General features: G+C 65.1%; 16 protein-coding genes. 10 read left to right on the top strand and 6 right to left on the bottom strand.

Translation table 11 applies throughout. The features are described from left to right. Positions 1–3 precede the first annotated feature (3 nt). On the top strand, positions 4–1,647 hold the full coding sequence (locus ACVW1B_RS06795) for an ankyrin repeat domain-containing protein (protein WP_456821391.1): 1,644 nt from the start codon (positions 4–6) through the stop codon (positions 1,645–1,647). Positions 1,648–1,767: 120 nt separating this feature from the next. On the opposite strand, the gene ACVW1B_RS06790 is transcribed toward ACVW1B_RS06795, so the two are convergent. Beyond that, positions 1,768–2,532, bottom strand: coding sequence for a peptidoglycan-binding domain-containing protein (locus ACVW1B_RS06790; RefSeq protein ID WP_456821390.1), 765 nt, complete (start codon positions 2,530–2,532; stop codon positions 1,768–1,770). Beyond that, the gene (locus ACVW1B_RS06785) at positions 2,525–4,336 is read right to left on the bottom strand and encodes a PAS domain-containing sensor histidine kinase (protein WP_456821389.1); all 1,812 of its coding nucleotides are present in this window, start codon (positions 4,334–4,336) and stop codon (positions 2,525–2,527) included. The genes ACVW1B_RS06790 and ACVW1B_RS06785 overlap by 8 nt, the downstream gene beginning before the upstream one ends. 433 nt (positions 4,337–4,769) lie before the next feature. On the opposite strand from ACVW1B_RS06785, the gene ACVW1B_RS06780 reads away from it, so the two are divergent. Beyond that, the gene (locus ACVW1B_RS06780) at positions 4,770–5,150 is read left to right on the top strand and encodes a DUF5330 domain-containing protein (protein WP_316394540.1); all 381 of its coding nucleotides are present in this window, start codon (positions 4,770–4,772) and stop codon (positions 5,148–5,150) included. Between the two features lie 144 nt (positions 5,151–5,294). Further along, on the top strand, positions 5,295–5,726 hold the full coding sequence (locus ACVW1B_RS06775; RefSeq protein ID WP_141343262.1) for a SufE family protein: 432 nt from the start codon (positions 5,295–5,297) through the stop codon (positions 5,724–5,726). A gap of 4 nt (positions 5,727–5,730) precedes the next feature. On the opposite strand, the gene ACVW1B_RS06770 is transcribed toward ACVW1B_RS06775, so the two are convergent. Both ACVW1B_RS06770 and ACVW1B_RS06765 read right to left on the bottom strand, forming a co-directional pair. Further along, a complete protein-coding gene (locus ACVW1B_RS06770; RefSeq protein ID WP_057015640.1) occupies positions 5,731–6,144 on the bottom strand; it encodes a MucR family transcriptional regulator in 414 nt (137 codons plus the stop codon). A 177-nt stretch (positions 6,145–6,321) separates the two neighbouring features. Next, entirely contained in the window at positions 6,322–7,215 is an 894-nt protein-coding gene (locus tag ACVW1B_RS06765) for a DUF308 domain-containing protein (protein ID WP_456821388.1), read from the bottom strand. 339 nt (positions 7,216–7,554) lie between these two features. Between ACVW1B_RS06765 and ACVW1B_RS06760 the strand changes: the two genes are divergently transcribed. Then, positions 7,555–9,204: a glycosyltransferase family 39 protein gene (locus tag ACVW1B_RS06760; protein ID WP_456821387.1), complete on the top strand. Its 1,650-nt coding sequence runs from the start codon at positions 7,555–7,557 to the stop codon at positions 9,202–9,204. 146 nt (positions 9,205–9,350) lie between these two features. After that, positions 9,351–10,130 carry a class II aldolase/adducin family protein gene (locus tag ACVW1B_RS06755; protein WP_028331642.1) on the top strand — a complete coding sequence of 260 codons (780 nt, stop codon included), beginning with the start codon at positions 9,351–9,353 and terminating at the stop codon, positions 10,128–10,130. 184 nt (positions 10,131–10,314) lie between these two features. Here the strand turns inward: ACVW1B_RS06755 and ACVW1B_RS06750 are convergent, their stop codons facing one another. Both ACVW1B_RS06750 and ACVW1B_RS06745 read right to left on the bottom strand, forming a co-directional pair. Beyond that, positions 10,315–11,715, bottom strand: coding sequence for a M20/M25/M40 family metallo-hydrolase (locus tag ACVW1B_RS06750; RefSeq protein WP_456821386.1), 1,401 nt, complete (start codon positions 11,713–11,715; stop codon positions 10,315–10,317). Between the two features lie 95 nt (positions 11,716–11,810). Continuing rightward, on the bottom strand, positions 11,811–13,433 hold the full coding sequence (locus ACVW1B_RS06745; protein WP_456821385.1) for a helicase HerA-like domain-containing protein: 1,623 nt from the start codon (positions 13,431–13,433) through the stop codon (positions 11,811–11,813). Between the two features lie 339 nt (positions 13,434–13,772). On the opposite strand from ACVW1B_RS06745, the gene ACVW1B_RS06740 reads away from it, so the two are divergent. From ACVW1B_RS06740 to folK, 5 genes are all read left to right on the top strand, one after another. Next, positions 13,773–14,138, top strand: a complete 366-nt coding sequence (locus ACVW1B_RS06740) for a hypothetical protein (protein WP_016841849.1) — start codon at positions 13,773–13,775, stop codon at positions 14,136–14,138. Positions 14,139–14,194: 56 nt separating this feature from the next. Then, positions 14,195–14,602 (top strand): DUF4332 domain-containing protein, encoded by a 408-nt coding sequence (locus ACVW1B_RS06735; RefSeq protein ID WP_456821384.1) that lies wholly within the window; start codon positions 14,195–14,197, stop codon positions 14,600–14,602. 87 nt (positions 14,603–14,689) lie between these two features. Further along, the gene (gene folP, locus ACVW1B_RS06730) at positions 14,690–15,547 is read left to right on the top strand and encodes a dihydropteroate synthase (RefSeq protein ID WP_456821383.1); all 858 of its coding nucleotides are present in this window, start codon (positions 14,690–14,692) and stop codon (positions 15,545–15,547) included. After that, the gene (gene folB, locus ACVW1B_RS06725; protein ID WP_016842351.1) at positions 15,544–15,924 is read left to right on the top strand and encodes a dihydroneopterin aldolase; all 381 of its coding nucleotides are present in this window, start codon (positions 15,544–15,546) and stop codon (positions 15,922–15,924) included. Before folP ends, folB begins: the two co-directional genes overlap by 4 nt. Positions 15,925–15,930: 6 nt before the next feature. After that, a complete protein-coding gene (folK, locus tag ACVW1B_RS06720) occupies positions 15,931–16,422 on the top strand; it encodes a 2-amino-4-hydroxy-6-hydroxymethyldihydropteridine diphosphokinase (RefSeq protein WP_456821382.1) in 492 nt (163 codons plus the stop codon). Positions 16,423–16,430: the final 8 nt, after the last annotated feature.

Genomic DNA, 16,430 nt, shown 5'->3' with positions numbered 1-16,430 from the left:
TCCATGGACCGATCGCCCGCGCGATTGAATCTCGAACATCTGAAGAAGCAGGCCAAGGAGCTCATCCGCCTTTATCGGCGGCAGGCGCCAGAGGCCTACGCGCGTTTCCGGCATGCGCTTCCGGCTGCGGCCGGGCGCAGCGACGCTCAAATCGCCGCGCTTGATCTGCGGCTGCACGATGCGCAGTCCTGCGTGGCGCGCGATCTCGGCTTCGCCTCCTGGCCGGACCTGCGGCGCTATGTCGACGCACAATTGCCGCTTGGTAAAAGCAAGGCCGATCGCGTGCGGCGATGGCTGCAGCTGGTCTATGCCGCGGACGTCGCCGGCACCACCGACCGCGCCAATCCGCGCGTTGCGGCGCGGATGCTCACCGAGGATTCCAGTCTTGTCGCCGACGATCCCTATCTCGCCTGCGCCATCGGTGACGAGGAGACAGTGCAACGCACCGCCAACGACGATCCCACATGGGTCAACCGTCCCGGCGGTCCGTTCAAGCTGCCGCCGCTGGTCGCCGTGACGCATTCCAGCCTGCTGCAGATTCCGGAATTTGAGGCGCGGCTGCATCGCTGCGCACGCCTGCTGCTGCAGGCCGGCGCCGATCCCGACCAGCACATCAGCAGCCGCTGGCCGCCGGGATCGCTGGAGGCGCCCGATGACAGCAATCCGCTGTCAGCACTCTATGGCGCCGCCGGCCGCAACCACGATCTCGAGCTGACCAGACTGTTGCTCGAAGCGGGCGCCAATCCGAACGACAATGAATCGCTCTACCACTCGCTCGAAGGCTCGGTGACGACTGGCCTGCTGCTTGAGCATGGCGCACGGATCGCCGGCACCAACGCGATGTACAAGGTGCTCGACGACGAGAACGTGGCGGCGCTCGATCTGCTGCTGCGGCACGGCGGCAATCCGAACGAACCCGCCGGCAATGCGCCGCTGACGGATTGCGGCTCGCCGCTGCTGTGGGCGATCCGCCGGCGGCGGTCGCGAACCTGCATCGCGATACTGCTCGACGCCGGCGCAGATCCGCGCATCACAACACCAGGCGGGCTCAGCGCCTACCGCTACGCATTGCAGTTCGGACGGACCGATGTCGCCGAGTTGCTGCGCGAGCGCACCGGCGACGAGACGCTTGCCGATGATGAGCGGTTCGTCGCGGCGTGCAGCAGCGGTGACGAGAACGAGGCGCGGCGAATCCAGGCCGGTCGGCCCGATCTTCCGGGTTCACTTTCACCGCAGCAATTGCGGTTGCTCCCGGAGCTCGCCGCGGCAGGCGGCGACGATGCGGTGCGGCTGATGGTCGAGCTCGGCTGGCCGATCACGGTGCGCGGCGGCGATTGGGATGCGTCGGCACTCAATCACGCGGTGTTCCGCGGCAATGCCGGCCTGACGCGATTCCTGCTCGAGCACGGCGCGGAGTGGACCGAGCAGCACGGCTTCGGCGACAACGCGTCCGGCTCCTTGTCATGGGCCTCCTGCAACGAGCCGGTCAGCGGCGGCGACTGGGTGGGCTGCGCGCAGGCCCTGCTCGATCACGGCATGCCGCGCGCTATTCCGGATCGCGACGATCCGGAATGGGTGCTGGTGGCCGGCCGCAGGAAGCTGTTCTCCGACGAGGTCAGGGACGTTCTGCTGGGTGATGCGCCTTAACTCGTCATGGCCGGGCTTGTCCCGGCCATCCACGTCTTGGCTGCAACAAGTCTCAAAGACGTCAATGCCCGGGACAAGCCCGGGCATGACGAATACATATTCAATGCCTTCGCAGAGAGACTACTCGATCGAATGGCCGATCATCGCGCCGAGCTCGCGCACCAGGCGATCGGACATCTGTCCGGTCACCGGCAGCTTGCGGGCGCGCTCGAACTTCGCGATCGCGTGCTGGGTATCGGCGCCGATCGTGCCGGTCGGCTTGAGCTGGCCGTAGCCATACTCCGTTAGCGTACGCTGGACCGCGGCGATGCGTTTTCCGGCCGGGCTCAGATGCGCGGTCGGGATCGGTGCCGGCGGACGAACGACGTTTGACGGTGCGGCGGCCGGGGACGGTGCGGCGGCCGCCGGCGCGGCGGTCGATTTCAGCACCAGATTGGCCATCGGATCGACCGGCTTGGCCTCGGCCTTGGGTTCTGCCGGCTTGGCTTCGACGGATCTGGTCTCGGCCGGCCTGGTCTCCACCGGCTTCACGTCGACGGGCTTGCTCGGCTCTATGGTGGCCGGCTCAATCGATCGGGCAGCGGCCTCGGCCGGACGCGGGCGCGGTATCGGGCTGGTGGCCGCGGCAACCGGGGCCGGCGGCGGCAGCGTGACAACCGAACCGCCGAACATCGGCGACGGATGACGGCCGGCCTGCAGGAACAGCGCATTGATCAGGATCGCAACGATGGCAGACGTCGCCAGCACGCCGGCAACCAGATCCTTCGGACTGTGCAGCAGCAGGCGCAGGACGAGGCCACGTTCCTCCTCGGCCGCGATGGCTACTGCCTTGGCGCCGCGGCGACGGCGCGGCGTTTCATCGTCATCCAAAGTCTGTCTAGGCACTCTTCTTCACCTGATGGGTTTGCTCTTGTAGTCCGGAACGCAGCGCGGGCTTCAGGGTCGAGACGTTGCTGGACGGCTCGACGGCGGCGGGCGGGGTGAACGCCAGCGGCAGCGCGACCGACACAATGGTGCCCTCGCCCACCTTGCTCCCCACATTGATTTCGCCGTGGTGCAGGCCAACCAGCCCTTTCACGATGGAAAGACCAAGACCGGTGCCCTCGTGGCGGCGCTGATAGGTCTTGCCGGCCTGGAAGAACGGGTCGCCGATCCGCTTGAGATCATCGGCGGCGATGCCGACGCCGGTGTCCGAGACACGCAGCACCAGCCGCGATCCCTCGACGCTGGCCGACACGGTGACCTTGCCGCCGCGCTCGGTGAACTTGATGGCGTTGGAGACCAGATTGAGCACGATCTGCTTGAACGCGCGCGGATCGCCGTTCACGATCGGCAGATCGTCCGGCACGCGGGTGACGAGGTCGACGCCGCTCTCGCGCGCCTTCAACGCCACCAGATTGCAGCAATTGAGCAGCGCCGGCCGCGGCGCAAACGGCTCCGGCGAAATCTCGAAATTCCCCGACTCCATCTTCGACATGTCGAGGATGCCGTTGACGACCGACAACAGATGCTGGCCGGAATCGTTGATCAGCTGCGCGTATTCCTTGCGGCGGGCCACGTCGAGGCCGAGCACGTCTTCCTGCGCGATCATCTCGGAGAAGCCGATGATGGCGTTGAGCGGGGTGCGCAGTTCGTGGCTCATGGTGGCCAGGAAGCGCGTCTTCGACGCATCGGCCTGCTCGGCCACGTTGCGCGCCTGTTCGAGCGCCTGCTCCTGCACCTTGCGATCGGTCACGTCGCGGATCACGGCGACGACCTCGGCATCGGCGGCGGCCTGATCGAGCGGGCGGCAGCGCATCTCGGCCCAGATGAATTCGGCGACGGCTTCGCCCCGCGCACCGTCACGGCGCACGCGGAACTCGACGCTGCGGGAGTCACCGCGCGCGGCGTCCGACAGCGCCGTGAGATAGGCCGGGCGATCGGCGACATGAACGCGGTCGAACAGGCCGTGGCCCAACAGCCGCGATGCCGGCACGCCGAGCATGTTCTCGGCCGCGGGCGAAATGAAGCGCACCGCGCCGTTGCGGCTGTGCCGCGACAGCACGTCGCTCATGTTATGCGCGAGCAGGCGGTAGCGCTCTTCCTCGACATAGAGCAGCGCCACGCTGGTGCGCGCCAGCGACTCCGCACCGAAGGCGAGCCCGGCGGCGTAAAAGATCGCCGATACGAGGCCGAAGCCGACCAGCGTGCTGTTCGAAGCAACCGCGGGATCGACGACCGGCAGTACATGATAATGGCCGAGCACGCTCAGCAGCGCCGCGCAGATCATCGCGAGCGCGAACGCAAACGCCACTACACGCCGCGAGGCCGACAGCGCCGCCTCGATCGGAATGACGACGAGCCACACGGCGGCGAACGAGGCGATGCCGCCGGTCGTCGCCGCGATCATCATCACGAGACCGGCGAGCGCCAGCGACGACAGCACATGCGCGCCTTCATAGCGGCCGGTGCGCGACAGGAACCACGACAGCAGAATCGGCGCGATCAGCCAGGCGAATGCCGCGACCTCGATCGCCGTCGGCGCACCGCGCATCGCAAGAAAGGCAGGGAACGAGGCAAGCGCCGCCAGGCTGCCGAGCAGCCGCGGCGCCATGAAGGCACGATGGCGCGCACGCGTCAGCGCATCATATTGCGCCGACGGATGCAGCAGCGCATCCAGGCAATCGCGGATCAGACTCAAACTACTCACAGCACTCGCGCTTCGGCTCAATCGTCAACACAGACGCGCCGGAACGCCTCCTTCGTGATTGCAGGTCAACGTGTCAGAGCGAACTTAAGCGAACGCTAAGGCTGGGCGGCCTGCCGCCAAACACCGTGCATTGGAGAGGGTTTGACCCGCTATTCACCGGCCATTTGTCGGGGATGGTGAACGGCTGGTTTCCGGATGCGACATTCTATGGTTTCGAAATGGTGGACGCGGCGAATCCTGCGCATCCGGCACGCGTCGGCCGCCATCAATCGAAAATTTACGGCGAATCAATTCAGGCGAATTTTCCGCGATTTTTCGGCGGATTTACTTCAAGGCAGATACTTCCGATTTATCGACCGATGCTAACCCTCAAGGCCAATAGCGGCATCGACCGCGCAAGAAGCAAGACAAGACAGACGACCGGGATCGCGCCATGTTCTTCCTGCTGCGTTTGGCATTCTGGCTCGGGCTTGTGCTCGTGCTGCTGCCGAGAGACAAAACACCTGAAGCGGACAAGGCGCCGCAGATCAGCGCGTCGGACGCGGTGTCGGCCGCGACCGCGACGATCAACGACATGGGTCAGTTCTGCAAGCGCCAGCCGTCCGCCTGCGAGGTCGGCGGCCAGGCCGCGACCGCAATCGGCCAGCGCGCGACCGACGGGGCGCGCAAGCTCTACCAGATCATCACCGACAAGAAGCCACCCGATCACACCGGCTCGATCGGCCAGGACGATACCGATTCAGCCACCGCGTTCCGCGACACGCTGACCGCAGAGGATCAGTCGATCGAATTCCGCCTGCCGCCGACGCCGTGAGCGGAAACCAAGGCGCGATCGACCGAGGCAGGCACCGGTTCGCGTGAAGAAAACGCCTCAAAACAGCCGGGAACCGGTTCCATTTTCATCGCTTTCGCGGCCCGCCTTCCTATATAAGCCGTCAAGGACAGGACGCGGGCCACGATGACGACGATCGACGAAATCAGGGACAATTTTGCGCTGCTGGACGAGTGGGACGACCGTTACCGCTATGTCATCGAGCTCGGCCGCACGCTCGAACCGTTGTCGGAGGCGGAGCACTCGGCCGAGAACAAGGTGCAGGGCTGCGTCAGCCAGGTCTGGCTGTCGAAGCGGATCGAGCGCGATGCCAACGGCGAACCGCGCCTGATCTATATCGGCGACAGCGACGCCCACATCGTGCGCGGCCTGGTCGCGATCGTGCTGACGCTGTTTTCCGGGCAAACGCCCAAGGAAATCCTCGGCACCGACGCGCTCGCGCTGTTCGACGAATTCGGCTTCCGCGACCATCTGACGCCGCAGCGCTCCAACGGCCTGCGCTCGATGGTCGACCGCATCCGCAACGATGCGCGCGAGGCGCTGGCGTCCGCCGCGTAGATCTTTACTTCCGCTTTCGCGCCTGCTGACCGAGACCCATCTTCTTGGCGAGCTGCGATCGCGCCACCGCATAGTTCGGCGCCACCATCGGATAGTCGGCCGGCAGGCCCCATTTGTCGCGATACTGCTCCGGGGTCATGTTGTACTGGGTGCGCAGATGGCGCTTCAGCGACTTGAAGCGCTTGCCGTCCTCGAGGCACACCAGATATTCGGGCGTGATCGACTTCTTCATCGACACCGCAGGCTTGGCCGGCTCGCTCGGCGTGTCGTTGCGTCCGCTCGACACCCGCAGCAAAGCGGAGTGGACCTGGCTGATCAGGTTCGGAATGTCCGAGGCCGGCGTCGGATTGTTGCTGAGATAGGCCGAAACGATGTTGGCGGTCAGCTCGACCGGCGTTTTGCCTGACGTATCGGACATGGCTCAATCTTCCCCGTGCTATCGACAGCCCGGCGCCCACCGGACAGTATCCATGCGCAGCAATACATTAATGGAATCGCGTACTACTTTGCGAATATGCACGAATTGCAGCAAATCTGACAACAACGGCTGCGTTTCCGGCTTCGGGCCGGCCGCGCGCAAGTATTGGCCCGGATCTTAAGGCCGCTGCTCCAGATGCGACCTGAGCTCGTCGATCGAGGCAAATCGCATCATGCCCTCCGGCATCTGCGCCTCGATTGATCCGTCCGAATAGAGCGAATAGGCCATGCCGTCGACGACGCCGGATTTGAGCACGGTCACCGGCGGCTGCTCCTGGGGCGGCGGCGGATGGCCCGACGACGGCGAGGCGGCGGCGGCCGACTGGGCCTCGCCGAAGGTGGATGGCGTCCGGGGGCCGCGCCGCGGGGCGACGTCGACCGGCCGCGGCCGGTCGGTCTTCGGCCAGGCATCGTCGAAGGTTGCCGACGCCGGTTCGGCCGAACCACCCGGATTCGGACGCAGTTCCGGCGACAACAGATCCGGCGTGAGCGGCTCGGCGGCACGCCCCTGGCTCCGCTCGCGCTCCTTGCGCGAGGAGGAAAACAGCAGATTGCGCCGCTTGGGCGGCGCAGCGCCATCCGCGGGCGCGGCCGCCGGTGCGGGCGGCGGCACCTCGCCTGATGCGCCGCGCGAGGCGATCTCGTCGTGCCAGGGCGGCGGCGCCGCGGGAGCGGATGGCGGGAACGCTGGAGCCAGCGGCGGAGGCGCCGAGACCTTCGGCTCAGGCGGCGGGAACACCGGATCGTCGGGAGTGCCGCGCGGGGAAGTTGCAGACGGCGACCCGGACCGCAGACCCACCGCCACGACGGCATCGAGCCGGTCGCCCATGGCCTGGAGTTCGCGAAGGATGGCGGCAAGGGCCAGAACAATCACGCCGGTACATGCGCCGGTCACGCCTGTTGCGATCAACGTGCCGCCGACGCTGAATTCCTTGTTTGGAATTCCGAGGCCGATCGCCGCCAAGCCCGCCACGACCAGGCCCGCGCCGACGACCAACAGACCAACCTTCATCGAACTAACCCCCGGGAGACCCATCCGAAAATCGGCGCGGGCCACCAACGCCACGATACCGTCATATTGCCCACACCGCCAACCGCCAATTGTAGACAGAGTTCCCTAAAATCCCGCTTAACCAAGCCGCGATGCGCTACTTCACCGCGGCCGCAGTGGCTGTCGGGCAGCCAGCTCCCGTAGATTTACTGGCTACGAATTGCTGCCAATTTATTGCAACGCATCTGGGAAATTACGCCACAATTACCAATTACTCGGAAACGGAACTGCGCTATGGATGCCGGGGAATGAGGCCCTAAAGCGCCAATCTGGGCCACAGGCACGCCGGTATCACTAGCTATGTCATCGATTACGACGTCTGCCCTCGAGGCGCCTGCGCGGCGCTCGGTGGAGAAGACCTGCGACGATCTCGCTGTCCTCGTCCTCGGCGTGGTCGCCGTGGTCGCCGGCTTGACGTTCCGCGATTACGGTCTGGGCTGGGACGATTACACCCACGCTGAATATGCCGACCTCCTGCTGCGCATGTACGAGTCCGGGTTCAAGGACACCGGCGCGCTGTCGTTTGCCAATCTGTATATGTACGGCGGCGGCTTCGACATGGCCGCGGCCCTGCTGCACAAGATCATTCCGCTCGAACTGTTCGAGACGCGCCGCCTGCTCGGCGCGATCGTCGGCGTCATCGGCCTTGCCGTAACCTGGCGCCTGGCACGCCGCGTCGGCGGCCCGCGGGCGGGACTGGCGGCGCTGCTGCTGCTGGCGCTGTGCCCGACCTTCTACGGCCACATGTTCATGAATCCGAAGGATGCGCCGTTCGCCGTGGCGATGGTGGTCCTGATCATGGGCCTGGTGCGCCTGATCGAGGAATATCCGGCGCCCTCGCCGCGCACCATCCTGATCGTCGGCCTGGGGGCCGGCCTGTCGATCGGCTGCCGCGTGCTTGGCGGGCTCGCATTGATCTACGCCGTGGTCGGCTTCGTCCCGCTCCTGATCGAGGAATTCCGCAAGCAGGGCCCGCGCGAGGCGACCCACCGCTTTGCCCATGTCGTCTATGTGCTGCTGCCGGGACTTGTGCTGGGCTATCTCGTGATGGGCCTGATCTGGCCGTGGTCGATCATGGAGCCCGGACATCCGCTCGAAGCGGTGACCTATTTCTCGCACTTCTTCGAGAAACCGTGGAAGGAGATGTTCGACGGCGCGCTGGTGTCGGTGCCGGACATGCCGTGGTCCTATCTGCCCACCTTGTTCGCGCTGCAGCTTCCCGAAGTGCTGCTGGTGCTGCTGGCAGCCGCCGTCGTCATCACCTTGATGTCGCTGTCGCGCTACGACGTCACCGCAAAGCGCAAGTCGATCATGCTGATGCTGACGCTGGCGGCGACGCTGCCGCTGGTGATCGCGATGGTGAAGCGGCCGGCGCTCTATAACGGCATCCGTCACTTCATCTTCGTGATTCCGCCGATGACGGTGCTGGCCGGCGTCGCATTCGCGCGCGGCATGGACTGGCTCGGCGAGAACCGCCGGGCCTGGCAGCCCGCGGCGCTCGCCATGTTCGCGTTCGGCCTCTTGCTGCCGCTCAGCGAAATGATCCGCCTGCATCCGTATCAGTACACGCACTTCAACCACATCGCCGGCACGGTGCGTACCGCGGACAACTTCTTCATGCTGGACTATTGGGGCCTGGCGCTGAAGCAGGCATCCGACGGGCTGCGCGAGCAGCTGGCGGAGCGGCAGGAAGTGCCGCCGCAGAACCGCAAGTGGAAGGTCGCGGTGTGCGGACCGCAGCGCCCCGCGCAGGTCGCGCTCGGCCCTGATTTCACGATCGGATGGGACAGCAATGCCGCCGACTTCGCGATGACACTCGGCGAATTCTACTGCAAGGGGCTGGCCGCGCCGGTCATGGTCGAGATCAAGCGCGACGACGTCGTGTTCGCCCGCGTCTACGACATCCGCGGCCGCAGCATCTCGAGCCTGCTGGCGATCCCAGCGCCGTAACGCATCACGCTGCCCACTGACGATTGCCGTTCCGATCGTGGGCCGCATGCCGACATGACTGTCACGCCGTTACCCTGCCTTGCTGCGGTCCGGCGGCGGCGCTACGCTTGGACCAAGCAATAACGCCATCAATGGAGCAATCGGCCATGTCGCCAGCGGAAGCGCGCCTGAAGGAAGTGCCGTCGGATATGAGTGCGGCGGAATGGGAGCAGCGGATCAATCTTGCTGCCTGCTACCGGCTGGTCGCGCTCTATGGCTGGGACGATCTGGTCGATACCCACATCTCCGCGCGCGTGCCGGGGCCCGAGCATCACTTCCTGATCAACCCCTACGGGCTGATGTTCGACGAGATCACCGCGTCGAGCCTCGTCAAGGTTGACCTCGACGGCAACCAGCTTTCGAAGAGCGACTACAGCATCAACCCGGCCGGCTTCACCATCCATTCGGCGATCCACGAGGTGCGCGAGGACGCCGGCTGCGTGCTCCATCTGCACACCGTCGACGGCACCGCGGTGTCGAGCGGCCCCGACGGGCTGCTGCCGCTGAACCAGACCGCGCAGCTCGTCACCCACGACCTCGCCTATCACGACTATGAAGGCATCGCGCTCGATCATGACGAGCGCCCGCGCCTGCAGCGCGATCTCGGCAGCAAGAACCACATGCTGCTGCGCAATCACGGCACCCTGACGGTCGGCCGCTCGGTCGCATCCGCGTTCGAGCGGATGTACCATCTGGAGCGCGCCTGCTCGATGCAGGTGGCGACCCGCGCGCTCGGACCGATCGCCTATCCGGTCGACCAGCATGCGATCGACAAGAACACCGAGCTGCTCTCCAACCCGGACCGCGCCGAGCTGCGCTCGACCCAGCTGGTCTGGCCGCCGCTGCTGCGCAAGCTCGACCGGGTCAATCCCGGCTACCGTGATTGAAATTTCACAATCTTCGGGTAGGCTATCGGCCAACACCCTCTGCACTACCGAATCAAAACGCCGCCCAATTCCGGGCGGCGTTTTTACGTTCGGTTTCTCTTCCGTAGCCCGGATGGAGCCAACGGGGCGCGCGTTCGCGCGACCCGTTGGCTGCATCCGGGCTTCATGGACTTGCGCATGCGCGCTATTTGGCGTCGCCGAACGCCGCCAGGATCCGCGCCCAGGAGCGGATGCCCTTGTGGTAGCTCTTGAGGTCGTACTTCTCGTTCGGCGAATGGATGTTGTCGTCGTCGAGCCCGAAGCCGATCAGCACGCTGTCGAGGCCGAGCGTGTGCTTGAAATCGGCAACGATCGGGATCGAGGCGCCGGAGCCGATCAGCAGCGCCTCCTTGCCCCATTCGTCGGTCAGCGCGCGGCGCGCGGCTGCCAGCGGCTTCATGTTCCAGTCGAGCGCGATCGCCGGCGCGCTGGAATGGTCGGTGAACTCGGCCTTGCAGTCGGCCGGCAGGCGCGCCTTCACATAGTCGCGGAACGCCTTTCGGATCTTCTCGGGATCCTGTCCCTCGACCAGCCGGAACGAGACCTTCGCCGACGCCTCGGCCGCGATCACCGTCTTGGAGCCCTCGCCGGTATAGCCGCCGACGATGCCGTTGATGTCGCAGGTCGGGCGCGAGGAGACCTGCTCGATCAGGAGCCGGTCCTTTTCGCCGGCGGGCACCGAGAGGCCGATCGGCTTGAGGAAGCTCTCCGGCGTCAGATTGAGCTGCTTCCACTGGGCCAGAATATCCGGCGGCAAATCCTTCACGCCGTCATAGAAACCCGGGATGGTGATGTGGCCATTCTCGTCATGCAGGCCGCCGAGGATCCGCGTCAGTACGCGGATCGGGTTCTGCGCGCCGCCGCCGAACACGCCGGAATGCAGGTCGCGATTGGCGGCCTTGATCTTGACCTCGTCATAGACCAGGCCGCGCAAGGAGGTGGTGATCGCCGGCGTATTCGGGTCCCACATGCCGGTGTCGCAGACCAGCGCGAAGTCGGCCTTGAGGTCGTCCTTGTTCGCCTCGAGGAACGGCACGAAATTCTTCGAACCGATCTCCTCTTCACCCTCGATGACGATCGTGATGTCGACCGGCAGCGATCCCGTCACCGTCTTCCAGGCACGGCACGCCTCGACGAAGGTCATCAACTGTCCCTTGTCGTCCTCGGCGCCGCGCGCGACGATGATCTTGCGCCCGTCGGCATGGTCGGTCACGACAGGCTCGAACGGCGGACGGTGCCAGAGATTCAAGGGATCGACCGGCTGCACGTCGTAGTGGCCGTAGAACAGCACGTGCGGGCGTCCGTCGGTCGAGCCGTTCAGCTTGCCGACCACGGCCGGATGGCCGGCAGTCGGCCGCACTTCGGTCTTGAAGCCGAGGGTTGCGATGTCCTTGGCGAGATGATCGGCAGCCGCCTTGCAGTCATCAGCGAAGGCCGGATCGGCCGAGATCGATTTGATCCGCAGCAGCGTGAACAGCCGCTCGAGACTGTTGTCGAAATCGGCGTCGATGCGGTCGAGGGCGGGCTGCAGCTTGGCGTTGGACATCGCGGATATCCTTTTTGTTGGACGTTGCGCCAGGTTGTAGCGCGCCGGCCGCGGGAGGCAAAGCCGGTCTCCCGCTTCGGCCGACCGGCGCGATGCTATCTGCGCAGCAATCCGCCGAGCGCGCCGCGCACCAGCGCCCGGCCGATCGAGCCGCCAACCGAACCGCCGAGCGATTTACCGAGATCGGCGGCCGCGCCACCGATCACCTTGTCGGTCACCGAGCGCGTGACGCTGCGCGCGATCACCTGTCCGGTCGACATGCGGCCGCGCTTGACGTTGGTGCCGAAGATCGTGGACGCGATCGAACCGAGCTGGCCGAGGATGCCGCCCCCCTCGCCGCCAGCGCTGCCGTCCGCCGGCGCCGCCGTCCCGGCGAGCCGCTTCTGGATGATCTCGTAGGCGGATTCGGCATCGACCGCGGTGTCGTATTTGCCCTTGACCGGGCTCGCATCCATGATCGCCTTGCGCTCCTCCGGCGTGATCGGCCCGATCCGCGCCGACGGCGGGCGCACCATGACGCGCTCGACCATCGACGGCGTGCCGCCGCCCTCGAGGAACGACACCAGCGCCTCGCCCTTGCCGAGCTCCATGATCACCCGCGCGGTGTCGAGCTTCGGATTGGGCCGGAAGGTCTGTGCGGCCGCGGCAACCGCCTTCTGGTCGCGCGGCGTGAAGGCGCGCAGCGCGTGCTGCACGCGGTTGCCGAGCTGCGCCAGCACCTTGTCCGGCACGTCGATCGGATTCTGCGTAACGAAATAGACGCCGACGCCCTTGGAGCGGATCAGCCGCACCACCTGCTCGATCTTGTCCATCAGCGCCTTCGGCGCGTCGGTGAACAAGAGATGCGCCTCGTCGAAGAAGAACACCAGCTTCGGCTTCGGCAGGTCGCCGGCCTCCGGCAATTCCTCGAACAATTCCGAAAGCATCCAGAGCAGGAAGGTGGCGTAAAGCCGCGGGCTCTGCATCAGCTTGTCGGCGACCAGGATATTGACCATGCCGCGGCCGTCGCGGTCGGTCCGCATGAAATCCTTCAGCGTCAGCGCCGGCTCGCCGAAGAACTTTGCACCGCCCTGGTTCTCGAGCACCAGGAGCTGACGCTGGATCGTTCCGACGGTCGCCTTGGACACATTGCCGTAGCTCTGTGCCGCTTTGCGGATCGGCGCCAGCGGATCCTCCTCGTCGTCGGCAGGCTTCTTGCTGCCGTCCGGGGCGATCGCATCCAGCAGCGCCCGCAGGTCCTTCATGTCGATCAGCGTGAGGCCGTTCTCGTCGGCGACACGGAAGGCAACATTGAGCACGCCTTCCTGCACGTCGTTCAGATCGAGCATCCGCGAGAGCAACAATGGTCCCATCTCGGTGACGGTGGCGCGCACCGGATGGCCCTGCTCGCCGAACACGTCCCAGAATACGGTCGAGAACTGATCCGGCTGGAAGGTCAGGCCCATCTCCTTGGCGCGCTTCAGGATAAAGTCCTTGGCCTCGCCGACTTCGGAGATACCGGAAAGATCGCCCTTGATGTCGGCTGCGAAAACCGGAACGCCGGCGCGCGCAAATCCTTCAGCCATGACCTGCAGCGTGACGGTCTTGCCGGTTCCGGTCGCACCGGTCACAAGGCCGTGGCGGTTGGCCAGCGCAAGCGTCAGCCAGGCTGTTTCCTCGCCCTTGCCGATAAAGATCTTCTCATCGGTATCGGCCAACTTGGTGTCGGACGTCGCCATCGCTTCGCCTCTTAACGCGATTTTAAATCGGCTCGATCCATTCGAACCGATGACATCATATTGCATCTTGCAGGTCGATTGAAACCATCGGCGCGCACTGATGTATATTGTCGCTCCACCAGTTCCTCATACTTTATTCCCGGCCAAGTGACGAAAGGCATTGCGCATTGCGACAAGATGGTGTGAATCCGCCGCTCAATCTTGCAGAGGTGCAACACTCCCGACGCGATCGAAAAAGAAAACGAACTGAAATGCGCGGATCGCTTGTATTTCGTGACACAGGCGCTCAAGATAAATCTTCAAGAATGATCCGGCAAAAACCGGTTGAGGCGGGGCAATATGGACGAATTGGTTGGGCAGCTGGCCGCGAAGGCCGGCATCGACGGTGCTGTCGCTGAAAAAACCATCGGCATCGTTCTGGGTTTCCTCCGTAACGAGGGACCTTCCGACAAAGTTCAGGCTCTGATCGACCAAATCCCCGGCGCCGAAGCGGCAATCGCCGCCTCCAACAACAGCGGTGGTCTATCGCGGTTGATGGGTGGCGGTCTGATGGCTGTCGGCACACGGCTGATGGCGCTTGGATTGAGCATGAGTGAGATTCAGAACGTCGCGCGTGAACTTTTCAGGTTCGGCCGCGACAAAATCGGAGCGGATCAAATGGGCGAGATCATCTCGGGGACGCCGGGCCTCAGCCAGTTTGCCTGAAGCATTATCCCAAACGCCATTGCACGTGCGCTCCCTTCTACCTGCATACGAGTATCATGACATACCCCCTCTCCGAGATCGAAGGCCTGTCCGCCTATTGCGCCACCAAACTGAAATCGCACGGTATCCGCACGACCGACGCACTGCTTGAAGCCGCCCGCACCGTCAAGGGACGCAAGGTGCTCGCCGCCAAGACCGGGATCAGCGAACAACAATTGCTCGAATGGGCCAACATCTCCGACTACATGCGGATTCCCGGCATGGGCAAGGCGAAGGTCGGTCTGGTCCGCGCCGCCGGCGTCACCACCGTGCGCGAGCTCGCGCACCGCAACCCGTCGCGGCTCGCGCAGAGCATGAAGGACGCCAATGTGCGGCGTAAGCTCGTCCGCGTGATGCCGTCGGAGAAGTCGGTCGAGCTGCTGATCGAAGAGGCACGCAAGCTGCCTCCCAAGATCACCTATTAGCCTGTCTTAACGGCATTCGGCCGCCGGCCGCGTCACCCGTCACCGCCGCACCTTGACTTGCCGCTGCGGTCAGCGCAAAGCCACCGCATGATGGCGAGCAAGCCCATAGCATCGACGGTGACCGGCCCGGCCGTATCGGCGGTGCTGCCGGCGCTGTTGTCGCGGCCCTATCCGGCCGTGATGGGCATCCTGAACGTGACGCCGGACTCGTTCTCCGACGGCGGCCAGTTCGCCGCACCCGAAGAGGCGCTGGCACAGGCCCGCAAGCTCGTCGCCGAGGGCGCCGATATCATCGACATTGGCGCGGAATCCACCCGTCCCTACGGCTCGCAGCCGGTCACCGCCGAGGCCGAGATGGCGCGGCTGAAGCCCGTGCTTGCCGACGTGATCGCGCTTGGCGTGCCGGTCTCGATCGACAGCATGAAATCGGAGGTCGTGGCCTGGGCGCTCGACCAGGGCGCTGTCATCGCCAACGACGTCTGGGGCCTGCAGCGCGATGCTGGCATGGCGCCGCTGGTCGCCGCACGCGGCGTGCCCGTGATCATCATGCACAATCGCGAGCAGGCCGATCCGGCGATCGACATCATGCAGGACATCGCCGCCTTCTTCGAGCGCTCGCTCGCGATCGCCGCAAGCGCCGGCATTTCGCCCGACCGGATCGTGCTCGATCCCGGCATCGGCTTCGGCAAGACCCCGGAGCAGAGCATGATCGCGCTGGCGCGGCTCGCCGAGCTCGACGCGTTCCACCTGCCGCTGCTGGTCGGCGCCTCGCGCAAGCGCTTCATCAGCACGGTCGTGCCGTCGGAGCCGCAACAGAGGATCGGCGGCTCGATCACGGCGCATCTGATCGCCGCGCAGAATGGCGCCCGTATCATCCGCGCGCATGACGTCGCCGAAACCGTTCAGGCGCTGCGCGTGGCCGCAGCAATCGAGGGACAGCAATGACCGATACGATCTTCATCACCGGGATCGTCATCCATGCCCGTCATGGCGTGATGGAACATGAGACCGAAGTCGGGCAGCGCTTCGTCATCGATCTCGAGCTCTATACCGACCTCTCGGAATCCTCGCGCACCGACCGCCTTTCAGATACGGTCTCCTATTCCAACGTGGTGGCGACCGCGACATCGGCATTCAAGAACACCAACTACAAGCTGCTGGAGCGCGCCGCCGGCGCGGTGGCCGAGGACATCCTGGCGAGCTTCCCGCGCATCCGGGCGGTCAAGGTCACGGTGCACAAGCCGCACGCGCCGATCGCCGCGATCTTCGACGATGTCGGCGTAGTGCTGACCCGCTCGCGCCATCAACCGCCCCAGGGTTGAACGCAGATGGCTGACGTCCTGATCGCCCTCGGCGGCAATGTCGGCGACGTCCGCACCACGTTTCGCAAGGCGATCGCCAATATCTGCGGCATGACCCAGGCCGCGCTTATCGCACGCTCGTCGGATTATTCGACGCCGCCCTGGGGCGAGCAGCAGCAGCACAGCTTCATCAACGCCTGCATCAAGATCGAGACCAGTCTCGATCCGCACGCGCTGCTGTTCACGCTGCACAAGATCGAAGCCAAATTCGGCCGCGACCGCGCCAATGAGCAGCGCTGGGGGCCACGCACCCTCGACCTCGACCTGATCGCCTATGACGACGTCACACTGAACAAGCCGGAACTGACGCTGCCGCACCCGCGTTTGTTCGAGCGCGCTTTCGTGCTGGTGCCGCTCGCCGAAATCGTTCCCGACCGCGTCATCGCCGGGCGCCGCGTCGCCGATGCGCTGGCGAAGGTCTCTACAGACGGTATTTTCCGTCTAGCGGACCTCGATTAAAGCCAAAC

The organism is Bradyrhizobium sp. USDA 4502, from assembly GCF_054063355.1.
This window is presented reverse-complemented; position numbering and strand designations above follow the sequence as displayed.